Source organism: Streptomyces sp. NPDC048420, assembly GCF_040651535.1.
In the GTDB taxonomy this organism is placed as follows: domain Bacteria; phylum Actinomycetota; class Actinomycetes; order Streptomycetales; family Streptomycetaceae; genus Streptomyces.
In genome coordinates this window covers 107,144-133,572 of the sequence record NZ_JBEZKG010000020.1, presented here as the reverse complement: position 1 = coordinate 133,572, position 26,429 = coordinate 107,144, and the positions used below count along the sequence as shown (strand labels likewise).

Sequence of the window (26,429 nt, the reverse complement as noted above, 5' to 3'; positions counted from 1 at the left end):
TCGACGGTACTAGGACGTCAAAGTAAATGCCGAAGGACGACCGCCGTACGCATGCCGTACGGCGGTGGGGGTTACGCCTTGACGGGCGCCGGGGTCCCGTCGACGATCTTGCCCTCCAGCTCGCGGCTGATCTTCCGCTCGACGAAGAAGGCGGCCGTGGGGATCGTCCCGGCGAGCAGCACCCACACCTGCTTGAGGATCGGCCACCGCGCCTTGGAGCCCAGGTCGAAGGCGAAGACGAGGTAGACCACGTACAGCCAGCCGTGCGCGATGGCGACGACGCGGGTGACGTCCGCGGCACCGTCGATGTCCAGGCCGTACTTGGCGATCATGCTCAGGCACAGCAGGACCAGCAGCACACCGGTGACGTAGGCCAGGACGCGGTAGCGGGTCAGCACGCTCTTTTTCATGCGTACGAGCGTAACGACCCGTTCCGGGAGATCTTGGCCCGGGTCGCACCTCCCCGGGGCCCCGGGTCAGTCCTCGTCGAAGTCGTGCGCGGCGACCCTGAGCGGCCTGAGCATCGCGAAGATCTCCGCGCACTCCTCGGCGTCGTAGACCCCGAGCCCGAAGTCCATCGCCATGAGGTCACGGGTGGCCGCCTCGACGACCTCGCGCCCCTTGTCGGTGATGGAGGCGAGGGTGCCGCGGCCGTCGTTGGGGTTGGGGCGCTTGTCCACCAGACCGGACCTCACGAGCCGGTCCACGGTGTTGGTGACGGACGTCGGATGCACCATGAGCCGCTCGCCGATCTTCGACATGGTCAGCTCGCCGGCCTTGGAGAAGTTGAGCAGCACCAGCGCCTCGTACCGCGCGAACGTCAACCCGTACGGCTTGACCACCGCGTCGACCTCGCCGAGCAGGATCTGGTGCGCCCGCATGATCGAGGTGATCGCGGCCATGGACGGCACGTTTCCCCAGCGCTGCTTCCAGAGTTCGTCGGCGCGGGCGATGGGGTCGAAGGGAAGACTGAGCGGCTTCGGCACGGCACCGACCTTACCGGCCGGTCACATCGTGGTCAGCACCGTCTCGCCCTTCGGTCTCACGGCCGGACCATGTCCCTTCCAGGACATTTCATCACCTTATGCAACGATTGGTGACCGGCTGTCACCTCCGCCCCAGGGAGCAGCATGCCCCGGCTGATCCACACCCTCGCGGCGCTCGCGGTGCTCGGGCCTTGGTGACGGGGTGGCGGTAGTTGCCGTAGATCTGCGGTCCCACGACGAAGGCGACGTCCGGGTCCCGGAAGTAACCCATCATCCGTTCCAGGAAGTTGGGGAGCGGGACGTGGTCGGTGTCGACCGAGGCGAAGAAGTCGTACTCGTGGGTGGTTGGCGGCCCGTCGTGGCGCAGGCCGCCTGTAGCTCCTCAGGGGCGCGGGGAACTGCGCGACCAGCCCCCACCGGGCCGCACCCGTCCAACGACCGAACCCGGCACCCCCATAGGCGCCCGGCCTACACCCTCGGCTCCCCCGTAACCGACATCATCAGCGAGTACACAGACGTCGTGGCCGCGATGAACAGCCGGTTCCGCTTCGGGCCGCCGAAGGTCACGTTCGCCACCGGCTCAGGCACCCGCAGTCGGCCGATGAGGGTGCCGTCGGGGGCGTAGCAGTGGACCCCGTCGGCCAGGGCGGCAGCCCACAGGCGGCCCTCGTCGTCGAAGCGGATGTTGTCGAAGTGGACGCCCGAAGGGGCCTGGGCGAAGATCTCGCCGTCGGAGAGCGTGCCGTCCGCCCGGATGTCGTACCGGTGGATCATGGCCGCGCGCGAGTCGGAGACGTACAGCTGCTTCTCGTCCGGCGACAGGATGACCCCGTTCGGGCCGGACAGGCCACCCGCGGCCAGCGACACCGCGCCCGAGGCAGGATCGATCCGGTACACATCGCACGTGCCGATCTCGGACTCGGCCCGGTGCCCCTCGTAGTCGCTGAGGATCCCGAAGTCCGGGTCGGAGAACCAGATCGTGCCGTCGGAGCGTACGACCGAGTCGTTCGGGCTGTTGAGCCGCTTGCCCTCGTACCGCTCGGCGAGGACCGTCACCGTGCCGTCGGGCTCGGTGCGGGTGACGCGGCGGTTGCCCTGTTCGCAGCTGACGAGGCGGCCCTGGGGGTCGACGGTGTTGCCGTTGGTGTTGCCTGCGGGGGTGCGGAAGACACCGACCGTGCCGGTGGCCTCGTCCCAGCGCAGGAGGCGGTCGTTCGGGATGTCGCTCCAGATCAGCTGGCGCCAGGCGGGCAGGTAGACCGGGCCTTCGGCCCAGCGGCAGTCGTCGTACAGGAGTTCCAGCCTGCTGTCGCCGTTGGCGCAGGCGCGGAAGCGGTCGTCCAGGATCTCGTAGAGGCTGTCTGAGCCGGGCATGGGGTCCTCTCGGGTCGGGTGGAGGGATCAGCGGCGGCCTGTTCTGCGGAGGTGGTGGCGCACCGCGCGCTGGGCCACCGGGCCCAGGTCCTCCAGCGCGGCGACGAGCACGCCGAGCTGCTCCAGCGCGTCAAGGGCGGCGGAGGCGCCCGGCGCGTCGACGCCCTCGTACAGCTCGATGCCCACGAAGGACGCGGCGACCGCCCGGGCCAGGCCCGCCGGGTCCGCGAACTCCCCGAAGGGCGTGGCCGCGAGGACCCTGGTGAGGACCTGCTCGATCTCGGTGATCCACAGCTGAAGGCCCGCCGCGGTGGCCGGGCCTAGGGTGGCGTGGGTCTGGGCGCCGGCCAGCAGCTGGCCGAGCAGGGCGACATGTCCTCCGGCGCGCTCCTCCTCGTGGACCTGCCGTCCCACCGCAAGGAGTTCGGACAGCGAGGTCACCGCGGCGAGGCGCGCCCGGTAGCGGGACACCGTGCGCTCGGCGCCGTAGCGGCAGGCCGCCGCGAGGAGCTCGTCGACCGAGCCGAAGTGGTAGAAGACCAGCGCCTGGTTGACACCGGCCGTCGCCGCGACCGTACGGGCGGACGTCTTGGCGATGCCCTGTTCCGTGAGGGTGCGCAGGGCGCCTTCCAGGAGCTTGGTCTTCGTCTCCAGGGACTTGGCGCTCTCCGGGCTCATGCGCGGGCCTCCTCGCGGACGGGGCGCAGCCCGGGGCGCACTCCGTGGGCCGCGATGTCGGTGTACGCCGCCGCGAAGGAGCCTTCGTAGCCGAAGAGCGGGCCGAAGTACTGGTTGACGACCCGGACCTGGATGCGGAAGCGGCGGGCCTTGTCGTCGTACGACTCCCTGACCTCCGCCGTCGCGCCGATCAGCTCGGGCACCCGGACGTCCACCACGCCCTCCCGGAACCGGTGCTCCCCGGAGCGGATCAGCAGCGAGCCGTCGGGCTCGGCGTGGAAGTGGAGCTCGCTGGCCAGGTGCTGGTGGGTGCCGAGGTAGTCGAGGATGCGGTCGCCCTTGGGGCTCAGCACCATCTGGGCGTCGAAGCGGCGGGGGCGGCCGGGGAGGTGGAAGGTGCGCACGAAGGTCACCGTCTCACGGCCGTAGGTGTCCACGTAGGGCACGTTCTCGATCACGAAGGGCACGCATCGCCCGGGTCTCGGCACCAGGATGTTGCGGGTCGCACCGAGGGCCAGGAAGGGCTTCACGAATGCCCCGCCGTGCCAGATCCGGTCCATCACGCCACGGCCGGTGCATGCCTCGCCGGTCCCCAGACCGACCGAGAAGCGGCGCCGGAGCTGGGGGTGGAGGCGGTCGAAGTCGGCGCCCATCACCGTGCGGAACATCGAGGTGGGTGAGGTCATCGGGGGTTCTCCAGGGTCCGCAGGACACGCGGGGCACGCACGCGCGTGAGCGGCTGACGCAGACAGCGGCGGGCGGCGGGGGTGGAGGGCAGGGGTGAAGTGAACAGGGCCAGCGAGATGGCCACGGCGAGCAGCAGCGGCCACACGTACGCCAGCGACGCGGCCAGCGGGCCGAAGAGGTGCAGGAAACGCTCCTGGCCGAGGCCGGTGCAGCCGACGGTGACGACGAGGGCGCGTACCAGGAGTTCGGCCAGCCAGTTCCACAGCGCCCGCTCGGGGGTGATCCCGCGCTCGAGCCACAGACGCAGACGGTCGAAGGACCAGGCCGTCGCCCAGCCCATGAGCGGGCGGAAGAGCAGCCGGTCGGCCACCGCGCCGACGCGGCCCCAGCGGGGGCGGTAGTCGTAGCCGGTGAGGAAGGTGACGCCGTCGCCGTCGGGGACGTAACGCCAGTAGCCGCTGCCCTCGGCCAGGAGCGAGAGCGGGTGCGGGGAGGAGAAGCGCAGGGCGGAGGTGCGGGTGCCGTCGGGGCGTTCCCGCTCGCCCGCGGAGACTCCGGTGCCGGCGACGGTGAGACCGGGCAGCACGCGCGTGGCGTACCGGAAGCGCTGTGGCTCGCCCTCCGCGCGCGGGAGGTAGGTGATCCGGGTGAAGCGGAGGTCCCAGCGCTGGTGCTGTGAGGGGTCCTGTGTGCGGGTCCAGAGGTCGTCGAGATCGGCACGGATGCGTGCCTCGATGTAGAGCCCCATTGATTCCCCCAGGTGAGCACGGCAGTTTGAGCGACTGCTCAAACATTCCTGGCGGGAACGTACACTGTTTTGAGCGATCGCTCAATCATCAGGCACGAGAAAACCCCGGCCCGCGCGGGCCGGGGTTCGTCTGTCGCGAGTCAGCCTGCGAGGTGGCGCTCCACCGTCTCCACCTTGGAGGTCAGACCGTCCGTCACTCCGGGGCGGATGTCCGCCTTGAGGACCAGGGACACCCGCGGGGCCCTCGCCTCGACGGCGGCCACGGCACGCTTCACCACGTCCATCACCTCGTCCCAGTTCTCCCCCTCGATCGAGGTGAACATGGCGTCGGTGCGGTTGGGCAGACCCGACTCACGGACGACACGCACCGCTTCGGCGACGTACTCGCCCACGTCCTCGCCGACCCCGAGCGGGGTCACGGAGAAGGCGACGATCATGCGTTCACGGTCCCTTCCTTGCGGGCGCGGGAGGCGATCACCGCATCCTCGGCCTCGCGCTTGAGCTTGCGCTCGGCGAAGAAGCCGCCGGTGGGCAGGACGGAGAGCACGAAGTACCAGATGCCGGTCTTCGCGGACCACTTGGTGCGGTTCCAGGCGTCCAGCCAGAAGATCACGTACAGGATGAACAGAACGCCGTGGATCATGCCCATCGGCCGCACGGCGTCGAAGTCCGTGGTCCGCTTCAGCACCGAGCAGACGAGCAGGATCAGGAACGAGATCGCCTCGGGAGCGGAGACCAGGCGGAGGCGTCGGATGGCGGAGGCTGTCTTGAGGTCCACGGGTCACCTTCGGTGGGAGGACGGTTTGTGAACGAGCGCACAAGCGTTCGCCCATTGTGACAAACGGTCCCGTGGACCCGGGCTGGGGGGTCGGCTGCTGCTGCGTGGGGGACGGGCCGGAGTGCGGCCTGCGCTGGGCTTGAGCCGGGCGCCTGAGGGGGTGCCGGGCAGGGTCGCAGGGCGGGTGCGGGCCGGTGGGGGCTGGTCGCGCAGTTCCCCGCGCCCCTAAGGAGCTGCAGCCGGCCTGCGCCCCGACGGACCGCCGACCACCTCGCGCACCACGACGGACCGTTCCCCGCTCCCCCGCGCCGCGACGGACCGTTCCCCGCCCCGCGCGCCACGATGGGCCGTCAGCCGCGTACGGCGCCAAGGGGACGGGGTGGGGGGTGTCCGCCCGCAGCGGCCGGCGTCCGTTATCCAGTACTGCTCAAGGGGCCGAGCCGCCGGACCGAGGACGGATACCCCCCACCCCGGCCCCGACCCACAACACACCGCACGCGCTACACACACCCCCACCGAACCGCAACAGGCCGCCGCAGGCATCCAGGGGCGCGGGGAACTGCGCAAAAACACCAGCCCCCACCGGCCCGCACCCAACCAACAACCGAACCCCGCCCAACCGCCGGAGGCACCCCCCAAACAAACCACAACCCACCCCACCCCAACCTGTCGGGAACGCCTCTCGGCCAGCTACCTTCACCTCGTGGCGATGTTTCGACTCCAAGGCAGCAAAGTGCTCGCCGTAGACATGACCGGAGACGCCGTGAAGGCGAAGAACGGCTCCATGGTCGCGTACGACGGACAGATGCAGTTCAAAAAGCTCAGCGGCGGCGGTGAGGGCATCCGCGGCATGGTCACCCGCCGCATCACCGGCGAGCAGATGACCGTGATGGAGGTACAGGGGCACGGCACGTGCTGGTTCGCGGACCGTGCCTCGGAGATCAACCTCGTCAGTCTCCAGGGGGACAAGCTGTACGTGGAGTCGAGCAACCTGCTCGCGACCGACGCGGGCCTGAGGACCGGCACCAGCTTCACCGGCCTGCGCGGCGCCTCACAGGGCAACGGCCTCTTCACGACCACCGTCGAGGGCCACGGCCAGGCCGCGATCATGTCCGACGGCCCCGCAGTGGTCCTGCGCGTCAGCCGCCAGTACCCGCTCACCGTCGACCCCGGCGCGTACATCGCGCACCAGGGCAACCTGAACCAGTCCTTCCAGTCCGGCGTGACCTTCCGCACCTTCATGGGCGAGGGCGGCGGCGAGGCCTTCCAGATCCGCTTCGAGGGCGACGGCCTGGTGTACGTCCAGCCCAGTGAGCGGAACACGATCGCGGGAGACGTGTGACATGCCCTTCCGTGAGATCAACTCCAAGATGGTCGAGGCGACCGTCCTCCCCGGCCAGCGCCTGTTCAGCCAGCGCGGCGCGATGCTGGCGTACAAGGGCGAGGTGTCCTTCACGCCGAACATCCAGGGCGGCCAGGGCGGCGTCATGTCGATGATCGGCCGCCGGGTGGCCAACGAGGACACGCCCCTGATGACCGTCGAGGGCAGCGGCACCGTCCTCTTCGGGCACGGCGGCCACCACGTCACCGTCATCAACCTCACCGGCGACACCCTCTACGTCGAGGCGGACCGCCTGCTCGCCTTCGAGGGCACCCTCCAGCAGGGCACCATGTTCATGGGCTCTCAGGGCGGCGTGATGGGCATGGTCCGCGGCCAGATCAGCGGCCAGGGCCTGTTCACGACCACGCTCAAGGGCCACGGCTCGGTCGCCGTCATGGCCCACGGCGGCGTCTTCGAGGTCCCGATCACCCCGCAGCGCCCGGTCCACGTCGATCCACAGGCCTACGTCGCCCACCACGGCGACGTCCGCAACAAGCTGTCGACGGCGCTGGGCTGGCGCGACATGGTGGGCCGCGGCTCAGGCGAGGCCTTCCAGCTGGAGCTCAGTGGGAACGGCGCGGTGTACGTCCAGGCCTCGGAGGAGAAGCTGTGAGCCACTACCCGGGCGCGGGCCCCACCGTGTACGACCCGATGACGCTGCCGTCGGACGACAACATCAACAACTACACCTTCTGCGTGGAGCTCAAGGGGAGCCAGTGGTTCCTGCAGAAGGGGAAGATGATCGCCTACTACGGCCAGATGGAATTCAACGGCATCGGACACGGCCGACTCGACGGCCTCGTCCGCACCTCCTTCCATTCGCCTCTGCACGCGAGCGACTGGGTCGTGGCCCAGGGCTCGGGCAAGATGCTCCTCGCCGACCGGGCCTTCGACGTCAATTCGTACGACCTCGAAGACGGCAACCTGACCATTCGCTCCGGCAACCTGCTCGCTTTTCAGCCAAGTCTCGCGCTCAAGCAGTCGATCGTGCCCGGCTTCCTGACCCTCATCGGAACCGGAAAGTTCGTCGCCGCCTCCAACGGCCCGGTGGTATTCATGGAGCCTCCGATCCGGGTGGACCCGCAAGCGCTTGTGGGCTGGGCCGACTGCCCCTCCCCGTGCCACCACTACGACCACGGCTACATGACCGGCCTGATGGGCGGTCTACGTGCGATGACGGGCCTCGGCGGGGCCTCCGGCGAGGAGCACCAGTTCGAGTTCGTGGGGGCCGGCACCGTACTGCTCCAATCGACCGAGGTCCTGATGGCCGAGCAGGCCACAGGGGTGGTTCCGTCCGAGCCCGGAGTGCCCGGCGGCTACGGGGCACCCACAGGGCAGTCACAGCAGCCGGGGGCACCGCGCCTTCCCGGACAGCTGGGAGACCTCCAGCGTCGCTTCGGGCTGTGAGCGGTAGTCTGCGGAGTGTGACGTCGAACGTGTGCGCGCCGTCACACCACCCTCATTAGTTCGCCTTTCAACCTTTTAGGTAGACTTCATTCATGGAGACCGAGACGGCCACACGCTGGCTGACCGATGCGGAGCAGTGCGCCTGGCGCACCCACCTGGAGGTCAACAGGCTGTTGACGTATCAGCTGGAGAGGGACCTTCAGCCGTTCGGCCTGACGATGAACGACTACGAGATCCTGGTCAATCTCTCCGAGTCGGAGGGCGTACGGATGCGGATGAGCGACCTCGCCTCCGCCACCCTCCAGTCCAAGAGCCGGCTCTCGCACCAGATCACCCGCATGGAGAACGCGGACCTGGTCCGGCGCGAGAACTGCGAGTCCGACCGCCGCGGCCTGTACGCGGTCCTGACCGAGCACGGCATGGAGACGATGAAGAAGGTCGCGCCCCATCATGTGGCGTCTGTGCGAAGGCACTTCATCGACCTCGTGCCGCCCGAGTCCCTGACGGAACTGGACAAGGCCCTGAAGCCGATCGCGGAGCATCTGCGGGGGCATCGGGGGCGCCCCTAAGGGGCCTTAGGGGCGCGGGGAACTGCGCGACCAGCCACGACGGCGAAGCAGCCGCCGAACGACACAGCGAGGCACGCCCGTAGGCGTCACACCACCGGCAGGCGGAGTTCGAACAGAGCCCCGCCTGCCGCCGCGTCCCGCACCGTCAACGTCCCCCCGTGCCGCACAGCCACATCCCGGGCGATGGCAAGGCCGAGCCCCGCACCCCCGTCATCCCGCGCCCGCGCCTCGTCCAGCCGCACGAACCGCTCGAAGATCCGCTGCCGATCCGCCGCGGGCACCCCGTCCCCGTCGTCGGCGACCTCCACCACCGCCTGCCGCCCGTCCCGCCGCACGACCACGGCGACCCGCGAACGGGCGTGTCGCTGGGCGTTGTCGAGGAGATTGGTGAGCAGCCGCTCCAACTGCACCCTCGACCCGGCCACCTCCACACCCACGGCGTCGACGGTCACGTTCGCGCGGCCTTCCGCCTGCTCCCGGACCACCGCACCCAGGTCGAACCGGGCGCCCTGCGGCCGCTCCCCCGCGTCCAGCCGGGCCAGCAACAACAGGTCCGCCGCAAGCCGCTGCAAGCGAACCGTGTCCTCCACCGCCCCCTCCAGATCCAGCAACTCAGGATGCGCGGCGGCGACCTCCAACTGCGTCCGCAGCGAGGCGATCGGGCTGCGCAGCTCGTGGGAGGCGTCGGCGACGAACCGGCGCTGGCGTTCCACGGAGGTCTCCAGCGCGGCGAGGGTCTCGTTGGTGGTGCGGGCGAGGCGGGCCACCTCGTCGTGCGTGTCCGGCACCGGAACGCGGCGCGCGAGGTCCTCGGAGGCCGTGATCGCGGCCATCTCCGCGCGGATGCCCTCGACCGGCCGCAGCGCACGCCGGGTGACCAGCCAGGTCACGGCCGCGACGACCCCGAGCAGCAGCGGGAAGCCGATCAGCATGACGGTCTGCGCGGTGCCGACGGCGCCCTGCTCGGCGTCCAGGGAGGCACCGGCGTACACCGTGAGCGTGCCCTGGCCCTGAACCTCGACCTCGAGGGCGGCGAAGCGGTAGTCGGCGGACTCGCCGTCGATGGTGGCCGAGCCGTTGGTGAGGGTGACCTCGTCGGCGATCTCACCGGGTTCGAGGGCGGAGTCGTCGTCATCGTCATCGTCGTCGGAGCCTGTGGCGCCCTGCGGTGCCCGCGGCTTCACCGCACCGGTGCCCGTGCCGGTGATGCGTTGCAGGTCCTCGCTGGCCGCGACGAGCGTGCCGCGGGCGTCGACCACCTGCACCGGCTCCTCGTCGTCGTCGAGCTTCAGGTCGGCGTACGGCGTCCCGGCGGCGAGGTTGGCGGCCACGTTCCGCGCGGTCCGCTCCGCCTGGGTGCCCGCCTGGTCGATCAGATCGGACCGCAGCGACAGCAGCACGGCCGCCCCCGCCGCGACCAGCGCCACGGCCACCACCAACGTCGCGCCGAGGGTCGCCCGCGCCCGTACCGACCCGAACAGCCGCCTCATCTCCCGGTCTCCAGCCGGTACCCGGCGCCGCGGACCGTCCGGATCAGCCCGGCGTCCAGCTTCCGGCGCAGGGTGCTGACGTACACCTCGACGATGTTCGGGTCGCCGTCGTACGCGAAGTCCCAGACGTGCTCCAGGATCTGCGCCTTGGACACCACCTCGCCGGCCCGCACGGCGAGCTGCTCCAGGACGGAGAACTCCTTGGCGGTGAGGGTGACTTCGGTGCCGTCGAGGAAGACCCGGCGGGCGGCGGTGTCGATCCTGAGCCCGCCGAGTTCGAGCACCGGGGAGGCCCCGGCGCCGTTTCCGCGCCGCCGCAGCAGGGCCTTGATGCGGGCCACGAGGACGACGTACGAGAAGGGCTTGGTCAGGTAGTCGTCGGCGCCGGTGTCCAGGCCCTCGGCCTCGTCGTACTCGCCGTCCTTGGCGGTGAGCATCAGGATCGGCACCTCGTGTCCTGCGGCGCGCAGGGCGGCGCAGACCCGGTAGCCGTTGAGGCCGGGCAGCATGATGTCGAGGATCACCAGGTCGTACGACCCCTCGGTGGCCCGGTGCAGTCCCTCCCGGCCGTCGTGCACGACGTCGACGGCGTAGCCCTCGGCGGTGAGGCCCTTGGCGAGGGACAGGGCGAGGCGGCGTTCGTCCTCGACGATCAACAGGCGCATGCGGACAGTGTGGCAAACCGAACGTCAACGACCCGTCGCTAAAGCGACGGGCTTGCACAGCGGGCACCACTGGTTGTGGTGCTGCGCTTGCGTCCTGTCCCGCCCTCGGGTGTCGGGGGTGGGTTTGGGGCGATTGACTGCGCCCCGCATCGCCACAACTCTTCCGCACGTTGTCGGATGTTGCGGGAGCCGTTCCGGTCCGCGTGATCAACGAATCCGCAGGACCGGCACGCGAACCAGGCCTGGGAGACCCGGTTCGCCTTGTCGATGTGGCCGCACTCGGCGCAGGTGCGGGAGGTGTACGCCGGATCGACGTACACCACCGGCACCCCCGCCCGGCGGGCCTTGTACGCGATGAACTGCCCCAGCTGGCGAAACGACCAGCTGGAGTGGGTGGCCCGTTGGGGCTTGCGAAGCCGTACCCGCTCACGAATACCGCCCAGGTCTTCCAGGGCGATTCCGCGACCGGTGCGTTCAGCCTCGGCCACCACATGTTTCGCGATCTTGTGGTTGATGTCCTTGGCCCGCCGCGCCTCCTTGCGCCGCCGCTTCTTCAGCCGGCGCCTGGCGGAGGGGGTGTTCTTCTTCTTCTGCAGCTTGGTCCGGAGCGTGCGTTCGCGCACTCGGCCTCGGTTCAGGGCGCGCCCGGCCATGATCTGGCCGTCGCTGGTGGTGGCGATGTTCACGATCCCCAGGTCGATGCCGAGGAAGCCGGCCGGATCCGTGTTCGGTTCCGCTTCGGGGATCTCGCAGGTGGCGTTCAGGAACCACATGCCGTCCCGGTAGAGCAGGTCGGACTCGCCCTTGCGGTACAGGGCCAGGCGGGCCAGTTGCTCCGGGGAGGCGGTGAACGCCACCCCCTTCACCCGCCCCGACAGGGTCCAGACGGAGACGGTGCGGTCCGGGATCTGCCAGGACAGCATCCGGTCGTCGTACGGCTGGGCGCCCTCGGGCCGGAAGACGACCGGCTTGTCCACCGCCCGTCGGTACCGCTTCGACCACGGCTTGCCCAGGTTCCCGGCCTTCAGGTTCGCCGCCAGCGTGGCGTAGGCGTCGCAGGTCTTCTTGATGACGTGCTGGGCGGCCTGCGCGCCCAGCCCCCAGCCCTGCTTGATCTCGGCGTAGGTGTGCTCGCGCAGCCCGAAGTTCCGCTTCACATCCTTCTCGAACGCCACCCCGCTCGCCCAGGTCGCCGCCTCGTTGCAGGCGCGCAGGGTCGCCTCAAGTGCCGCCGCCTGCACGGGCGTCGGCAGGAGTTTGACCTGCACGGTGAGCTTCACAGGACCCGACGTTACGCAGCCGTCCGCACAAACGGGCAACTCTCGCACAACTGGCCACGAATTGGTGATCACTCGTTCGCGCGTTCCCTTCCGTCCGGCTCCGCCGGACAGCCCTGCGCGCGCTCCGCACCCGAACCCCCGGACACAGCAACGCTCCGCGTCGCCCCACTCGATGCGATTCCTCCCAGGCTTGAACGTCTGGGGTTCCTCGCAAGAATCTCGCTGAAGACGCCTTCAGGAGGCTTCAGGTCGGCTTCAGCTCCTCTCCGGCAGCGTGGTGGTCGTCGAAAGCGAACGAAGCAGAACGGCTTTGGAGGAATCCCCATGAAGCGCAACATCGTCATCGCCACCCTCACCGCCGCGGCCCTGGCGACCGGCGGCACGGTCGCAGCCTTCGCGGCGGGTGACGACGACGCCACGGCGACGCAGCACCAGGCGAACACGAGCGCACAGGTGGAGGCAGACCACGGAAACGACCCGGACGACGACGCCTCGGACGACCGTACGACGGTCCGCAGCGGCAGCCTCACCGCGGCCGACGCGATCGCGGCCGCCCTTAAGCACACCCCGGGCACCGCCCTCTCCGCCGACCTGGACGACGACGGCGCCGACGCCTGGGAGGTGACCGTCGTCAAGGGCGACGGCAGCGAGTACGACGTGCGGATCGCCCCGGACTCCGGCAAGGTCCTCGGCGCCCAGCGCGACACGGACGACGACAACGACGCCGACGACCGCGCCGAACTCGCCGCGGTGAAGGGCGCGCAGACCGACGCCCGCGAGGCCGCGCTGGCCGCTGCCGCGAAGGGCACCGTGACCGAGGTCGGCCTCGACGACGACAACGCCACCGTGGCCTGGGACGTGGACACCGTGAAGGACGGAAAGCAGGGCGAATGGAAGGTCGCCCTGGACTCGGCCAAGGTCACCGCGGACCGCACGGACACCGACCAGGCCGACGAGCGCGACGACTCCTGACGCAGGGGACCACGAGGCGGGCGCACACCGCGCGTCCGCGCCCGCCGTACGCGGGTGACATGACGGCCGAGGGCCGCCCGGGCCCTCGCCCGCCCGCACATGAGGCGAGGCGCGAGACCATTCGGCCCCCCGCGTCACCCGGCAGGTGTGGTGGCGTTCCGTTCACGGATCGCACTGCCACGAGAGGCGCCGTGCAGCATGCTCACAGTCGCCGCCACCATGACCACCCCGCCCGTCACCGCGAAGCACACGGCCACCGGCAACGACCCCGCCAGGGCTCCGGCCACCGCCGTCCCGGCCGTACTCCCCGCGTTGACGGCCGTGTTGACCCACGCGCCGGCCAGGGTGCGGGCCTCGGGGACGACCGCGTCGTCGGCGATGAGGTACGCCGTGGTGATGGCCGGCGACACGAAGAACCCGGCGCCCGCCACGACCAGGGCGAGCGTGCCGAGGCCGGGGGCGAGTCCGGCGCCGACGAGGGCGAGGCCGAGGCAGGCCGTCAGCAGAGCGAGCCGGGTCCGGGCGGGAAGGGTCCAGTTCACGGCCCCGTTGAGCATCCCCCCGGCCGCGCTTCCGGCGGACAGCGCGGCCAGCACCCAGGCCACGCTCGCGCCACCGAGGTGGTGCCGCTCCGCGAAGACGACCACCAGCAGGTCGAGCACGCCGAGCGCGAGGCCGACGGCCGCGGCGGCACCTACGGGACGGCCGACCCGGCGCAGCACGCGCCGACGGCCCCTGTCCCGCCGTACCGAGGAAGGACCGGCGGGAGGCACCGCCCCTACCGCCGGCGACCGCACGAACCCGGCCGTCCCCGCCACCATCAGGGCCGCCCCGACGACGATCCCGGCGGTCGGCGCGGCGACCCCGACGAGGACGCCCACCAGCAGCGGCCCGGACACGAAGAGCAGTTCCTCGGCGACCCCGTCGAGGCTGTACGCCCGCTGGAGCAGCGCCTTGTCGTCCTGGGCGAGGCGCGACCACACGGCCCGCATGGTCGGCCCGAGCGGGGGGACGCAGGCTCCCGCGAGGGCGGTGAGGGTACCGAGGAGGACGGGGGGTGCGCCCGGGCGCCAGAGGGCCGCGGTGAGCAGGGCGGGCAGTAGGACGTAGGCCGCGAGGAGGGGGATCAGCGCTCGGCGCGGGCCGTGGCGGTCGATCAGCGCGGCCCTCGCGGGGGCCAGGAAGACGACCGTGGCGCCGAAGAGCGCCATCACCGCGCCCGCCACCGCGTACGAGCCCGAGGCCCGGTTCACGGCGAGCATCACGGAGAGCGGGACGACGCTGTACGACAGCCTGCCGAGCAGGGCGTTGGCGAAGGTGCGGCGGGCATGCGGAATGCGCAGTACGCGCGCGTAGGACGCGGACATGGTGAGTTCCTCGAAGAGAGGCGGAAGAGGGGACACCGAGGAGCCACGGGAGCGGAGTGCTCGGACCGCGGCCGGTGTGCGCCCTACGCCAAGGAGAGGAACATGTCGGTCAACGTATCAGCGGCTCAGCCCTGCGTCAGGCCCTCCACCAGTTCGTCCGCCGCCCGGTAGGGGTCCAGCTCGCCGGCGACGATCCGCTCGGCGAGGGCGTCCAGGCGCCGGTCGCCGCGTAGGTCGCCGATGCGTTCGCGCAGGGCGGTGACGGCGATCGTCTCGACCTCGTGGGCGGCGCGGGCGCGGCGGCGGTCGGCGAGGACGCCGTGCTCCTCCATCCACGCGCGGTGTTTCTCCAGCGCCTCCACGACCTCGTCGACGCCCTCCGCGCGCGCGGCGACCGTCTTGACGATCGGCGGACGCCAGTCGCCCGGCTTGCGGGACTCGCCCAGGCCCAGCATGTGGTTGAGCTCGCGGGCGGTGGCGTCGGCCCCGTCCCGGTCGGCCTTGTTGACGACGTAGACGTCGCCGATCTCCAGGATTCCGGCCTTGGCGGCCTGGATGCCGTCGCCCATGCCGGGGGCCAGCAACACCACGGACGTGTCGGCCTGGGAGGCGATCTCCACCTCCGACTGGCCCACCCCGACCGTCTCGACCAGGATCACCTCGCAGCCGGCCGCGTCCAGGACCCGGATGGCCTGCGGGGCGGCCCAGGCGAGACCGCCGAGGTGGCCGCGGGTCGCCATGGAGCGGATGTAGACGCCGGGGTCGGAGGCGTGGTCCGACATCCGCACCCGGTCGCCGAGCAGGGCGCCGCCCGAGAACGGCGACGACGGGTCGACGGCCAGGACGCCGACCCGCCTGCCCTGCTTGCGGTACGCGGTCACCAGGGCGGAGGTCGAGGTGGACTTGCCCACGCCGGGTGAGCCCGTCAGGCCCACCACGTACGCGTTGCCCGTCAGCGGGGCCAGCGCCGCCATGACCTCCCTGAGCTGCGGGGACGCCCCCTCCACCAGGGAGATCAGCCGGGCCACGGCGCGCGGCCGGCCCTCCCTGGCCTGGGCCACCAGGGTGGAAACGTCCTGCATCACAGCTCCGTTCACCGAGAGGGACTCAGGCCTTGGGTACCCGCACGATCAGCGCGTCACCCTGGCCGCCACCACCGCACAGCGCGGCCGCGCCGACGCCTCCGCCGCGGCGCTTCAGTTCCAGTGCCAGGTGCAGGACGAGACGGGCGCCGGACATGCCGATGGGGTGGCCGAGGGCGATGGCGCCGCCGTTCACGTTCACCTTTTCGGAGGACACCCCGAGGTCCTTCATTGACTGCAGCCCGACCGACGCGAAGGCCTCGTTGATCTCGATCAGGTCGAGGTCGGAGACGTCCAGGCCCTCCTTCTTCAGGGCGTGCTGGATGGCGTTGGAGGGCTGTGAGTGCAGAGAGTTGTCCGGGCCCGCCACATTGCCGTGGGCGCCGATCTCCGCGATCCACTCCAGACCGAGTTCCTGCGCCTTCGCCTTGCTCATCACGACGACCGCGGCGGCGCCGTCGGAGATCGGGGACGACGAACCCGCCGTGATCGTGCCGTCCTTCGTGAACGCCGGGCGCAGCTTGCCCAGGGACTCGGCCGTGGTCTCGGCGCGGATGCCCTCGTCCTGGCTGAAGACGACCGGCTCGCCCTTGCGCTGCGGAACCTCGACCGGGGTGATCTCGGCCTCGAACAGGCCGTTCTTCTGGGCGGCTGCGGCGCGCTGGTGGGACAGGGCGGCGAACTCGTCCTGCTCGGGGCGCGCGATGCCGAGGCGCGCGTTGTGCTTCTCCGTCGACTCGCCCATGGGGATGTTCTCCCAGGGGTCGGTCAGACCGTCGTACGCCATGGCGTCGAGCATCTCGATCGCGCCGTACTTGAAGCCCTCGCGGGACTTCGGCAGCAGGTGCGGGGCGTTGGTCATGGACTCCTGGCCGCCCGCGACGATCACGTCGAACTCGCCCGCGCGGATGAGCTGGTCGGCGAGCGCGATGGCGTCGAGGCCGGAGAGACACACCTTGTTGATGGTGAGCGCCGGGACGCTCATCGGGATGCCGGCCTTCACGGCGGCCTGGCGTGCCGGGATCTGCCCTGCCCCGGCCTGGAGCACCTGGCCCATGATGACGTATTGCACCTGGTCGCCACCGATCCCCGCACGGTCGAGGGCGGCCTTGATGGCGAATCCGCCGAGGTCGGTTCCGGAGAAGGACTTCAGCGAGCCCAGCAACCGTCCCATGGGCGTACGCGCGCCCGCGACGATCACCGAGGTCGTGCTGTTCGATCCAGACATGAGCTGCGATCCCCTTACCGGCTGCACTGCCGAGGAGTGTGAACGAGGGTTTACTTCGAATGTACTGAGTGGCACTCCGTGCCGTCACCCGGCCGTCGGTGTGATCGCGCGCACGTTGCGTAACCGTTTCGCGAGCGCTGCACTGACTACATGCTGACGCGAATCGACCACATCGGGATCGCCTGTTTCGACCTCGACAAGACCGTCGAGTTCTACCGGGCCACATACGGCTTCGAGGTCTTCCACTCCGAGGTCAACGAGGAGCAGGGCGTCCGCGAGGCCATGCTCAAGATCAACGAAACCTCCGACGGGGGCGCCTCCTACCTGCAGCTTCTCGAACCCACACGCCCGGACTCCACCGTCGCGAAGTGGCTCGACAAGAACGGCGAGGGTGTCCACCACATCGCTTTCGGTACGGCGGATGTGGATGCGGAGGCCGCGGACATCAAGGACAAGGGCGTACGCGTTCTGTACGAGGAGCCGCGACGCGGCTCCATGGGGTCACGGATCACCTTCCTGCACCCGAAGGATTGCCATGGCGTACTGACAGAACTGGTCACTTCGGCGCCTGTTGAGTCACCTGAGCACTGACCCTCGTACATATGGGCCGGTAGGGTTGGGGGCGGTCGCCGCTCTTCCCAGGGCGACCGGGTCCTGCCCATGGCGGCAGAACCGTGCCGGGGTCCGGGTTTCGGGGGACGAGCAGTGGGCAGCAGTCCATGCTCCGCCGTTGATCTGACACCATTCCCCGGGGGCCCCGTTCGGCGGATGGACAGGGCTCGTACGGAAAGACTTGCGACCAGGGGACGGATGGGACCGCGCAGTGCGGGGCTACGAACGCCAGGAGCGAGAGCCGGCGGCTGACGTCGACCACCTCTCTCGGTTCGAGGCCGAGATGGATCGGCTGAAGACCGAGCGGGAAAAGGCGATCCAGCACGCCGAGGACCTCGGCTACCAGGTCGAGGTGCTGCGCGCCAAGTTGCACGAGGCGCGGCGCACCCTCATGTCCCGGCCCGAATTCGGCGGCGGTGACATCGGCTACCAGGCCGAGCAGTTGCTGCGGAACGCGCAGATCCAGGCCGACCAGCTGCGCCAGGACGCCGAGCGCGAACTGAGCCAGGTCCGCGCCCAGACCCAGCGCATCCTCCAGGAGCACGCCGAGCAGGCCGCGCGTCTGCAGGCGGAGCTGCACCAGGAGGCGGTCACCCGTCGTCAGCAGCTCGACCAGGAGCTGGCCGAGCGCCGGCAGACCGTCGAGTCACATGTCAACGAGAACGTGGCGTGGGCCGAGCAGCTGCGTGCCCGCAGCGAGGCACAGGCCCGCCGGCTCCTGGAGGAGTCCCGCGCGGAGGCCGAGCAGGCCATGGCGGCCGCCCGCGCGGAGGCCGAGCGGCTCACCACCGAGGCCCGGCAGCGGCTCACCGCCGACGCCGAGGCGGCGCGCGCGGAGGCCGAGCAGCTCCTGCTGCGGGCCCGCACCGACGCCGAGCGTCTGATCAACGCGGCCTCCACGCAGGCCCAGGAGGCCACCGACCACGCCGAGCAGCTGCGCACGTCCACGGCGACCGAGTCGGACAGCGCCCGCCGCCAGGCCACCGAGCTCAGCCGGGCCGCCGAGCAGCGGATGACGGAGGCCGAGGAGGCGCTGCGCAAGGCGCAGGCCGAGGCCGAGAAGGTCCTCAGCGAGGCGAAGTCGGCCGCCGAGAAGACCCTCGCGAGCGCCGAGTCGGCCAACGAACAGCGCACCCGCACGGCGAAGGAGCAGGTCGCCCGGCTGGTCAGCGAGGCCAGCCAGGAGGCCGAGGCGACCAAGGAGGCCGCCGAGCAGATCGTCGCGGACGCCCGCGCCGAGGCCGAGAAGATCGTCGCCGAGGCCTCCGAGAAGGCCCGCACGCTCACCGCCGAGGAGAGCGCGACCCAGCTGTCCAAGGCGGCCAAGACCGCCGAGGACGTCCTCAACAAGGCGCAGGAGGACGCGCAGCGCACCACCAAGGCCGCCGCCGAGGAGGCCGAGCGGATCCGCCGCGAGGCCGAGACCGAGGCGGACCGGCTGCGGGCCGAGGCGCACGACATCGCCGAGCAGCTCAAGGGCTCGGCGAAGGACGACACCAAGGAGTACCGCGCCAAGACGGTCGAGCTGCAGGAGGAGGCCCGCAGGCTGCGCGGCGAGGCCGAGCAGTTGCGCGCCGACGCGGTCGCCGAGGGCGAGAAGATCCGCGCGGAGGCCCGCAAGGAGGCCGTCCAGCAGATCGAGGAGGCCGCCAAGACCGCCGAGGAGCTGCTCTCCAAGGCCAAGGCGGACGCCGACGAGCTGCGCCAGACCGCCACCACGGACAGCGAGAAGGTCCGCACCGAGGCCATCGAGCGCGCCACCACGCTGCGCCGGCAGGCCGAGGAGACGCTCCAGCGCACCCGTCAGGAGGCCGAGCGGCACCGCGAGGAGGTCGTCGAGCAGGCCGAGGGCATCAAGGCCGACGCCGAGCGGGCCGCCCGCGAGCTGCACGAGGAGACCGAGCGGGCGATAGAGACCCGCCGCACCGAGGCCGCCGAGGAACTGACCCGGCTGCACACCGAGGCCCAGGAGCGCCTCGCCGCCGCCGAACAGGCCCTCACCGAGGCCCGTGAGGAGGCCTCGCGGATCCGCCGCGAGGCCGCCGAGGAGACCGACCGGCTGCGCAGCGAGGCCGCCGAGCGGATCCGTACCCTGCAGCAGCAGGCCGAGGCCGAGGCCGACCGGCTGCGCACCGAGGCCGCGTCCGACGCGTCCGCCTCCCGTGCCGAGGGCGAGGCCGTCGCCGTACGGCTGCGGTCCGAGGCCGCCGCGGAGGCGGAGCGGCTCAAGTCCGAGGCGCAGGACACCGCGGACCGGGTCCGTGCGGAGGCGCGGGCCGCCGCCGAGCGGCTCGCCACCGAGGCGTCCGAGACGCTGGCCGCCGCCCAGGAGGAGGCCGACCGGCGCCGCCGCGAGGCCGAGGAGTACCTCGGCTCGGCCCGCCAGGAGGCCGACCAGGAGCGCCAGCGGGCCCGTGAGCAGAGCGAGGAGCTCCTCGCCTCCGCCCGCAACCGGGTCGAGGAGGCCCAGGCCGAGGCCGTACGGCTGGTCGAGGAGGCGGACCGGCGGGCCACCGAGATGGTGTCGGGCGCCGAACAGCACGCCCAGCAGGTGCGGGACTCGGTCGCCGGGCTGCACGAGCAGGCCCAGGAGGAGATCACCGGGCTGCGCTCCGCCGCCGAGCACGTGGCCGAGCGCACCCGGCGCGAGGCGCAGGAGGAGGCCGACCGGGTTCGCGGGGACGCCTACTCCGAGCGGGAGCGGGCCAGCGAGGACGCGGCCCGGATCCGGCGGGAGGCCGCCGAGGAGACGGACGCCGCCAAGTCCCTCGCCGAGCGCACCGTATCGGAGGCGATCGCCGAGGCGGAGCGCCTCCGGTCGGACGCCTCGGAGCACGCCCAGCGGGCGCGTACGGAGGCCTCGGACACCATCGCGCAGGCCGACCAGGACGCTTCCCGCGCCCGGGCGGAGGCCCGCGAGGACGCCAACCGCATCCGGTCGGACGCGGCGACACAGGCCGACACCCTCATCACCGAGGCGCGCAACGAAGCCGAGCGGCTCACCGAGGAGACCATCGCCGACACCGACCGGCTGCGCACCGAGACGGTCGCCGAGGCGGAGCGGGTCCGCGCCGCTTCGGTCGCCGAGGCCGATCGCGTACGGGTCGAATCGCTCGCCCAGGCCGAGCAGTTGATCGGGGAGGCCACCGGGGACGCCGAGCGGCTGCGTGCCGAGGCCGCCGACACCGTCGGGCAGGCGCAGCAGCACGCCGAGCGGATCCGCAGCGAGTCGGAGCGGGTCAGGGCGGAGGCGGCTGCCGCGGCCGAGGAGTTGGTCAACTCCGCGCGCGAGGAGGCCGACCGGACCCTCGACGAGGTCCGCAAGGAGGCCAACAAGCGTCGGCAGGACGTCGCCGAGCAGGTCGACACGCTCATCACGGAGACCGCCGCCGAGGCGGACAAGCTGCTCACCGAGGCGCAGCAGCAGGCGCAGAAGACCACCGCCGAGGCGGAGGCGCAGGCCGACACCATGGTGGGTGCGGCCCGCAAGGAGGCCGACCGGCTGGTGTCCGAGGCGACGGTCGAGGGCAACGCGCGCGTGGAGAAGGCCCGCACGGACGCGGACGAGCTGCTCGTCGGCGCCCGCCGGGACGCGACCGCCATAAGGGAGCGCGCGGAGGAGCTGCGCGACCGGATCACCAGCGAGATCGAGGCGCTGCACGACCGGGCCCGCCGTGAGGCCGCGGAGACCATGAAGTCGACCGGCGACCGCTGCGACGCGCTGATCAAGGCCGCGGAGGAGCAGCTCGCGAAGGCGCAGGCGAAGGCCAAGGAGCTGGTCTCGGAGGCCAACTCGGAGGCCGGGAAGGTGCGGATCGCCGCGGTCAAGAAGGCCGAGGGGCTCCTCAAGGAGGCCGAGCAGAAGAAGGCCACCCTGGTCCGGGAGGCCGAGGAGCTCAAGGCCGAGGCGATCCGTGAGGCCAAGCGCACGGTCGAGGAGGGCAAGCGCGAGCTCGAAGTGCTCGTCCGCCGCCGCGAGGACATCAACACCGAGATCTCCCGTGTCCAGGACGTCCTGGAGGCGTTGGAGTCCTTTGAGGCTCCAGCGGCGGGCAAGGACGGCGGCGTCAAGGCGGGCGCAGCGGTCGGGGCCCCTCGATCGGGTAAGCCGTCGGACAGCTGACCGACTGGTCGGAATCCGGTGCCGTCTGCGGCGTTTGACCAAGTTTTTGGCAAGCCGTCCCAGGGTTAGCCACTCAAAAGGGGTGTCATTCTCCAGATCAAACACGTATCCGCTCGATGACACACCGCTTCGGCCCCTAGGATTCCCCCTATCACCTCACCGGTCTCATTTGACAGGAACCCCATGAGCGACACTTCCCCCTACGGCTTCGAGCTTGTGCGGCGTGGGTACGACCGCGCTCAGGTGGACGAACGGATCTCCAAGCTCGTCTCCGACCGTGACAGCGCTCTCTCCCGCATCACCGCCCTGGAAAAGCGCATCGAGGAGCTCCACCTCGAGACGCAGAACGCCCAGGCTCAGGTAAGCGACGCCGAGCCGTCGTACGCCGGCCTCGGCGCGCGTGTCGAGAAGATCCTCCGCCTCGCCGAGGAGGAGGCCAAGGACCTGCGCGAGGAGGCCCGTCGCGCGGCCGAGCAGCACCGCGAACTCGCCGAGTCGGCGGCCCAGCAGGTCCGTAACGACGCAGAATCGTTCGCTGCGGAGCGCAAGGCCAAGGCCGAGGACGAGGGCGTCCGGATCGTCGAGAAGGCCAAGAGCGACTCCTCCCAGCTGCGCCAGGAGGCGCAGAAGGACGCGCAGCAGAAGCGCGAGGAGGCCGACGCCCTCTTCGAGGAGACCCGCGCCAAGGCCGCGCAGGCCGCCGCCGACTTCGAGACGAACCTCGCCAAGCGCCGGGAGCAGTCCGAGCGCGACCTGGCGTCCCGTCAGCAGAAGGCGGAGAAGCGCCTCGCGGAGATCGAGCACCGCGCGGAGCAGCTGCGCCTGGAGGCCGAGAAGCTGCGCACCGACGCGGAGCGCCGCGCCCGTCAGACGGTGGAGACGGCTCAGCGCCAGGCCGAGGACATCGTGGCCGACGCCAACGCCAAGGCCGACCGCATCCGTTCGGAATCCGAGCGCGAGCTCGCTGCGCTGACCAACCGCCGCGACTCGATCAACGCTCAGCTGACGAACGTCCGCGAGATGCTCGCCACGCTCACGGGTGCCGCGGTGGCCGCCGCCAGCTCCCCGGTCGAGGACGAGCCGATCTCCCGTGGGGTGCCGGCTCAGCAGTCCCGGTAGTCAGTAGCGCGTTCCAGAGGCCCGCACCATCTCCCCCGAGGGTGCGGGCCTCTTGGCGCGAACCGGCTCAAGGGGCCCGGGGCAGGACAAGCGGCAGGAACACGTCGTCCACGATCTCCTCCAGCCCCCTGTCGGAAACCGCTTCCCGGCTCAGCAGGATCTCGTGCCGCAGCAGATCCGCGGGCAACGTCAGCACCCGCCCCGGCAGATCGGCCGTCGGGATCTCCCCCCGCTCAGCGGCACGCTCCACCACGGTCCGCAGCACCCCCCGCATGATCCCGAAGAACGCCGGATCCACATCCCGCGCCTCCGCGAGCAACCCGTGCAGCGTGTCCGGGCCGATCTGGCGCTGCCGTTCGGCACCCGCCCGCAGCACCTCCAGTACGTCCCCCCGCAGTGACCCCGTGTCCGGCACCCGGTCCGCGATCGAGCCCGTGCGGTGGCGCATCGCGGCGATGACCAGTTCGGCGCGATTGCTCCAGCGCCGGTACAGGACCTGCTTCCCGGTGCGGGCCCGCGCGGCGACCCCCTCCATGGTCAGCCGCGCGTAGCCGACCGCCCCCAGCTCCGCCCAGGCCGCGTCCAGCAGGTCGGCCTCCAGCGCGGCGCCGCGCCGCCGTGTGGTCACCGCACACCTCCCTTTAAGAGACCTTGCGTCTCCTACTCCGGCGAGCCTATCGTGAGCTTAAGAGACGCAACGTCTCCAAAGGGGGTACTTTCCCATGTCCACCAGGACCCGCCTCGACCCCGCCGTCCTCAGGCTCGCCGGCATCCTCGTCCTCGGCGCGATCGCCCCGCTGCTGGACAGCACGATCGTCTCCGTCGCCCTCCACACCCTCGGCCGCGACCTGAACGCCCCGACGGCGACGGTCCAGTGGGTCAGCACCGCCTACCTGCTCGCCCTCGCGTCCGTCGTCCCGGTCTCCGCCTGGGCCGCGGAGCGCTACGGCGCCCGCCGGGTGTGGCTCGGCTCGCTCGGCCTCTTCCTCGCCGGGTCGGTGCTGTGCGGGCTCGCCTGGGACATCGGCTCACTGGTCGCCTTCCGGGTCGTCCAGGGCGTCGGCGGCGGCATGCTCCTGCCCGTCCTGCAGACCCTGGTGATGCGGGCCGCGGGCGGCCGGAACCTGGGCCGGCTGATGGCCGTGATCACCCTGCCCGCACTCCTCGGACCGATCCTCGGCCCCGTCCTCGGCGGTCTGATCGTCGGTCACCTCGACTGGCGCTGGATCTTCTACGTCAACCTGCCGCTCGGCCTGCTCGCCCTCGCCCTGGCCCACCGGGGCGTGCCGAAGGACAGCCCCCGTCCCGGCCACCGCCTCGACCTGACCGGGCTGCTGCTCCTCTCCCCCGGGCTCGCCGTCCTCGTCTACGGCCTGACGGAGACCGGCGTCGCGCGGGCGACCGCGGTCCCCCTGGGCGCCGTACTCGTGGCCGCGTTCGGCGCCCACGCCCTGCGCTCCACGCGGCCCCTCGTCGATCTGCGGCTGTTCCGCGACCGCGCCTTCTCCACCGCCTCGGTGCTGATGTTCCTCAACGGACTCGCCCTGTACGGCGGGATGTTCCTGCTCCCCCTCTACTACCAGCAGGAGCGCGGCGAGAGCGTGGTCGCCGCCGGGCTGCTCCTCGCACCGCAGGGCCTCGGGAGTCTGCTGTCCCGGGCGACGGGGCCGCTCACCGACCGGATCGGCCCGCGCCCGGTCGTCCTCGGGGGCATGCTGCTCTCGGCGCTGGGCACGCTCCCCTTCGCCCTCCCCCACCCGACGGCCGCGCTGTTGCCCGTCGCCCTCGTCGTCCGGGGTCTGGGCATGAGCGCCGCCAACCTCGCCGTCAACGTCGGCGCCTACCGGCACCTGAGCCCCGACCGGCTCCCGCACGCCAGTGCCGCCGTACGGATCGTGCAGCAACTCGGCGGCTCCTTCGGTACCGCGGTCCTCGCCGCCGTACTGGCGCACGGCGGTTTCCCCTCCGCCTTCGCGTGGTCGACGGCTTTCACGATTCTTGCCGCGCTCGTCGGTCTCCGTTTGCCCATAGGAGTGGCATCCGCAGGAGCGCACCCCTAGCGTGGTGGGCATGATCGAGCTCGAGGGGCTGACCAAGCGTTACGGCGAGAAGGTGGCGGTCAACAACCTGACCTTCACCGTCAGACCGGGCATCGTCACGGGCTTCCTCGGGCCCAACGGCGCCGGCAAGTCGACCACCATGCGCATGATGTTGGGCCTGGACCGGCCCACCGCCGGGGACGTGCGCATCGACGGCAAGCACTACGACCAGCTCAAGGACCCGTTGACGTACATCGGCGCCCTGCTGGACGCCAAGGCCATGCACGGCGGGCGCAGCGCCTTCAACCACCTGCTGTGTCTCGCGCAGAGCAACGGCATTCCCCGCAAGAGGGTCGACGAGGTGCTGGACACGGTCGGTCTCACCGCGGTCGCGAGGAAGAAGGCCAAGGGCTTCTCGCTCGGTATGGGCCAGCGGCTCGGCATCGCGGGCGCGTTGCTCGGCGATCCGCGGATCCTGATGTTCGACGAGCCGGTCAACGGACTGGACCCCGAGGGCATCCACTGGATCCGCAACCTGATGAAGTCCCTTGCCGCGCAGGGCCGTACGGTCTTCGTGTCCTCGCATCTCATGAGCGAGATGGCGCTGACCGCCGACCACCTCGTCGTCATCGGCCAGGGACGGCTGCTCGCCGACACCTCCATGGCCGACTTCATCGCGCAGAACTCCCGGTCGTACGTCCGGATCCGCACCCCGCAGCGCGAGCGGCTGCTCGACGTGCTGCACGCGGCCGGGGTGACCGTGGTGGAGACCGGCAACGGCACGCTGGAGGTGGACGGCAGCAAGTCCGAGTACATCGGCGAGCTGGCCGCGCAGCACCAGATCGTGCTGCACGAGCTGAGTCCCCAACAGGCCTCCCTGGAGGAGGCGTTCATGCAGCTGACCGCGGAGTCGGTCGAGTACCACGCACACAGCGACGCGCCGCCCGAGCAGCAACAGGCCTGGGGCGACGGCTGGAAGGGGAACTGACCATGGCGGCGACCCAGGTCATCCGCTCCGAGTGGACCAAGATCCGTTCGGTGGCCTCCACGGTGTGGACGCTCTCCCTCGCCGTGGTCGTCACCATCGGGCTCGGCATCCTGATCTCGGCCCTGTCGAAGAACGAGTTCGACAACATGAGCCGCCAGGACAAGCTCTCCTTCGACCCCACCTTCATCAGCTTCGCCGGGATGAGCCTCGGCCAGCTCGCGATGATCGTGTTCGGGGTGCTCGTCGTCTCGAACGAGTACAGCACCGGCATGATCCGCACCTCGCTGGCCGCCGTCCCGCAGCGCGCCACCTTCCTGGTGAGCAAGATCGCGGTGGCGACCGGGCTCTGCCTCGTCGTGGGCCTGTTCACCAGCTTCGTCACCTTCTTCCTCGGCCAGGCGATGCTCGGCTCGCACAAGGCGGAGATCGGGGACACCGGGGTGCTGCGCGCGGTCATCGGCGGCGGCATCTACATGACCCTCATCGCGATGTTCTCGATGGGCGTCGCCGCGATGCTGCGCTCACCGATGCTGTCGCTGGGCATCCTGATGCCGTTCTTCTTCCTGATCTCCAACATCCTGGGCAACGTCTCGGCGACGAAGAAGATCGGCCAGTTCCTGCCCGACCAGGCCGGCAGCAAGATCATGCAGGTGGTCACCCCGATCGACGACGACACTCCCTACGGCCCCTGGGGCGGGCTCGGGATCATGGCGCTGTGGGTGGCGGTGGCGCTGATCGGCGGTTATGTCCTGCTGAAGAAGCGGGACGCGTAGCCCGCGGCCGAGCGGATCACGCCGCGTCGCCCGAGAAGCGCGGGTGAGCGGGACGACGGTCCGCGCGAGGCTGTCCCCACCGG

At 70.8% G+C, this 26,429-nt stretch carries 26 protein-coding genes; 11 read left to right on the top strand and 15 right to left on the bottom strand.

The window, feature by feature from the left end; all coding sequences use genetic code 11:
* Positions 1–71 precede the first annotated feature (71 nt).
* The 8 genes from AB0D34_RS33620 to AB0D34_RS33585 all read right to left on the bottom strand — a co-directional run bounded on the left by AB0D34_RS33620 (position 72) and on the right by AB0D34_RS33585 (position 5,251).
* Positions 72–410 (bottom strand): DUF3817 domain-containing protein, encoded by a 339-nt coding sequence (locus tag AB0D34_RS33620; protein ID WP_362668500.1) that lies wholly within the window; start codon positions 408–410, stop codon positions 72–74.
* A gap of 66 nt (positions 411–476) precedes the next feature.
* Positions 477–986, bottom strand: coding sequence for a MarR family transcriptional regulator (locus tag AB0D34_RS33615; protein WP_362668498.1), 510 nt, complete (start codon positions 984–986; stop codon positions 477–479).
* Positions 987–1,454: 468 nt separating this feature from the next.
* A complete protein-coding gene (locus AB0D34_RS33610; protein ID WP_362668495.1) occupies positions 1,455–2,360 on the bottom strand; it encodes an SMP-30/gluconolactonase/LRE family protein in 906 nt (301 codons plus the stop codon).
* Between the two features lie 27 nt (positions 2,361–2,387).
* On the bottom strand, positions 2,388–3,038 hold the full coding sequence (locus tag AB0D34_RS33605; protein ID WP_362668493.1) for a TetR/AcrR family transcriptional regulator: 651 nt from the start codon (positions 3,036–3,038) through the stop codon (positions 2,388–2,390).
* Entirely contained in the window at positions 3,035–3,724 is a 690-nt protein-coding gene (locus tag AB0D34_RS33600) for a DUF4166 domain-containing protein (RefSeq protein ID WP_362668490.1), read from the bottom strand. The genes AB0D34_RS33605 and AB0D34_RS33600 overlap by 4 nt, the downstream gene beginning before the upstream one ends.
* A complete protein-coding gene (locus AB0D34_RS33595) occupies positions 3,721–4,473 on the bottom strand; it encodes a hypothetical protein (protein ID WP_362668488.1) in 753 nt (250 codons plus the stop codon). Before AB0D34_RS33595 ends, AB0D34_RS33600 begins: the two co-directional genes overlap by 4 nt.
* 140 nt (positions 4,474–4,613) lie before the next feature.
* A complete protein-coding gene (locus AB0D34_RS33590) occupies positions 4,614–4,910 on the bottom strand; it encodes an MTH1187 family thiamine-binding protein (protein WP_362668485.1) in 297 nt (98 codons plus the stop codon).
* Positions 4,907–5,251 carry a DUF3817 domain-containing protein gene (locus tag AB0D34_RS33585; protein WP_362668483.1) on the bottom strand — a complete coding sequence of 115 codons (345 nt, stop codon included), beginning with the start codon at positions 5,249–5,251 and terminating at the stop codon, positions 4,907–4,909. Before AB0D34_RS33585 ends, AB0D34_RS33590 begins: the two co-directional genes overlap by 4 nt.
* A gap of 709 nt (positions 5,252–5,960) precedes the next feature.
* On the opposite strand from AB0D34_RS33585, the gene AB0D34_RS33580 reads away from it, so the two are divergent.
* The 4 genes from AB0D34_RS33580 to AB0D34_RS33565 all read left to right on the top strand — a co-directional run bounded on the left by AB0D34_RS33580 (position 5,961) and on the right by AB0D34_RS33565 (position 8,608).
* Positions 5,961–6,593, top strand: a complete 633-nt coding sequence (locus AB0D34_RS33580; protein WP_359033719.1) for an AIM24 family protein — start codon at positions 5,961–5,963, stop codon at positions 6,591–6,593.
* 1 nt (position 6,594) lies between these two features.
* On the top strand, positions 6,595–7,245 hold the full coding sequence (locus AB0D34_RS33575; protein WP_356246761.1) for an AIM24 family protein: 651 nt from the start codon (positions 6,595–6,597) through the stop codon (positions 7,243–7,245).
* Positions 7,242–8,039 carry an AIM24 family protein gene (locus AB0D34_RS33570; RefSeq protein ID WP_362668480.1) on the top strand — a complete coding sequence of 266 codons (798 nt, stop codon included), beginning with the start codon at positions 7,242–7,244 and terminating at the stop codon, positions 8,037–8,039. Before AB0D34_RS33575 ends, AB0D34_RS33570 begins: the two co-directional genes overlap by 4 nt.
* Positions 8,040–8,131: 92 nt before the next feature.
* The gene (locus AB0D34_RS33565) at positions 8,132–8,608 is read left to right on the top strand and encodes a MarR family transcriptional regulator (RefSeq protein WP_362668478.1); all 477 of its coding nucleotides are present in this window, start codon (positions 8,132–8,134) and stop codon (positions 8,606–8,608) included.
* A gap of 86 nt (positions 8,609–8,694) precedes the next feature.
* Here AB0D34_RS33565 and AB0D34_RS33560 read toward each other — a convergent pair whose 3' ends face one another.
* Genes AB0D34_RS33560 through AB0D34_RS33550 form a run of 3 tightly spaced genes read right to left on the bottom strand, consistent with a single transcriptional unit; the run spans position 8,695 to position 12,043 of the window.
* Positions 8,695–10,098 carry a HAMP domain-containing sensor histidine kinase gene (locus AB0D34_RS33560; protein ID WP_362668476.1) on the bottom strand — a complete coding sequence of 468 codons (1,404 nt, stop codon included), beginning with the start codon at positions 10,096–10,098 and terminating at the stop codon, positions 8,695–8,697.
* The gene (locus AB0D34_RS33555) at positions 10,095–10,763 is read right to left on the bottom strand and encodes a response regulator transcription factor (protein ID WP_362668475.1); all 669 of its coding nucleotides are present in this window, start codon (positions 10,761–10,763) and stop codon (positions 10,095–10,097) included. Before AB0D34_RS33555 ends, AB0D34_RS33560 begins: the two co-directional genes overlap by 4 nt.
* A 38-nt stretch (positions 10,764–10,801) precedes the next feature.
* A complete protein-coding gene (locus AB0D34_RS33550; RefSeq protein ID WP_362668473.1) occupies positions 10,802–12,043 on the bottom strand; it encodes a transposase in 1,242 nt (413 codons plus the stop codon).
* Positions 12,044–12,367: 324 nt separating this feature from the next.
* On the opposite strand from AB0D34_RS33550, the gene AB0D34_RS33545 reads away from it, so the two are divergent.
* Complete coding sequence (locus tag AB0D34_RS33545) at positions 12,368–13,015, top strand: PepSY domain-containing protein (RefSeq protein WP_362668471.1); 648 nt, start codon at positions 12,368–12,370, stop codon at positions 13,013–13,015.
* 134 nt (positions 13,016–13,149) lie between these two features.
* On the opposite strand, the gene AB0D34_RS33540 is transcribed toward AB0D34_RS33545, so the two are convergent.
* The 3 genes from AB0D34_RS33540 to AB0D34_RS33530 all read right to left on the bottom strand — a co-directional run bounded on the left by AB0D34_RS33540 (position 13,150) and on the right by AB0D34_RS33530 (position 16,692).
* Positions 13,150–14,382 carry an MFS transporter gene (locus AB0D34_RS33540; RefSeq protein ID WP_362668469.1) on the bottom strand — a complete coding sequence of 411 codons (1,233 nt, stop codon included), beginning with the start codon at positions 14,380–14,382 and terminating at the stop codon, positions 13,150–13,152.
* Between the two features lie 125 nt (positions 14,383–14,507).
* Complete coding sequence (gene meaB / locus AB0D34_RS33535) at positions 14,508–15,464, bottom strand: methylmalonyl Co-A mutase-associated GTPase MeaB (protein ID WP_362668467.1); 957 nt, start codon at positions 15,462–15,464, stop codon at positions 14,508–14,510.
* A gap of 25 nt (positions 15,465–15,489) precedes the next feature.
* Positions 15,490–16,692 carry an acetyl-CoA C-acetyltransferase gene (locus AB0D34_RS33530; RefSeq protein WP_362668465.1) on the bottom strand — a complete coding sequence of 401 codons (1,203 nt, stop codon included), beginning with the start codon at positions 16,690–16,692 and terminating at the stop codon, positions 15,490–15,492.
* A gap of 150 nt (positions 16,693–16,842) precedes the next feature.
* On the opposite strand from AB0D34_RS33530, the gene mce reads away from it, so the two are divergent.
* The 3 genes from mce to AB0D34_RS33515 all read left to right on the top strand — a co-directional run bounded on the left by mce (position 16,843) and on the right by AB0D34_RS33515 (position 22,546).
* Positions 16,843–17,283 carry a methylmalonyl-CoA epimerase gene (mce, locus tag AB0D34_RS33525; protein ID WP_020136539.1) on the top strand — a complete coding sequence of 147 codons (441 nt, stop codon included), beginning with the start codon at positions 16,843–16,845 and terminating at the stop codon, positions 17,281–17,283.
* A gap of 232 nt (positions 17,284–17,515) precedes the next feature.
* A complete protein-coding gene (gene scy, locus AB0D34_RS33520) occupies positions 17,516–21,427 on the top strand; it encodes a polarized growth protein Scy (protein WP_362668463.1) in 3,912 nt (1,303 codons plus the stop codon).
* 183 nt (positions 21,428–21,610) lie between these two features.
* The gene (locus tag AB0D34_RS33515) at positions 21,611–22,546 is read left to right on the top strand and encodes a cellulose-binding protein (protein WP_362668461.1); all 936 of its coding nucleotides are present in this window, start codon (positions 21,611–21,613) and stop codon (positions 22,544–22,546) included.
* Positions 22,547–22,613: 67 nt separating this feature from the next.
* Here AB0D34_RS33515 and AB0D34_RS33510 read toward each other — a convergent pair whose 3' ends face one another.
* Positions 22,614–23,174, bottom strand: a complete 561-nt coding sequence (locus AB0D34_RS33510) for a TetR/AcrR family transcriptional regulator (protein WP_362668458.1) — start codon at positions 23,172–23,174, stop codon at positions 22,614–22,616.
* A 94-nt stretch (positions 23,175–23,268) separates the two neighbouring features.
* On the opposite strand from AB0D34_RS33510, the gene AB0D34_RS33505 reads away from it, so the two are divergent.
* The 3 genes from AB0D34_RS33505 to AB0D34_RS33495 are packed head-to-tail and all read left to right on the top strand — an operon-like array spanning position 23,269 to position 26,346.
* Positions 23,269–24,606, top strand: a complete 1,338-nt coding sequence (locus AB0D34_RS33505; RefSeq protein WP_362668457.1) for an MDR family MFS transporter — start codon at positions 23,269–23,271, stop codon at positions 24,604–24,606.
* Between the two features lie 10 nt (positions 24,607–24,616).
* Positions 24,617–25,573: an ABC transporter ATP-binding protein gene (locus AB0D34_RS33500; protein WP_362668455.1), complete on the top strand. Its 957-nt coding sequence runs from the start codon at positions 24,617–24,619 to the stop codon at positions 25,571–25,573.
* A 2-nt stretch (positions 25,574–25,575) separates the two neighbouring features.
* A complete protein-coding gene (locus tag AB0D34_RS33495) occupies positions 25,576–26,346 on the top strand; it encodes an ABC transporter permease (RefSeq protein WP_362668453.1) in 771 nt (256 codons plus the stop codon).
* Positions 26,347–26,429: the final 83 nt, after the last annotated feature.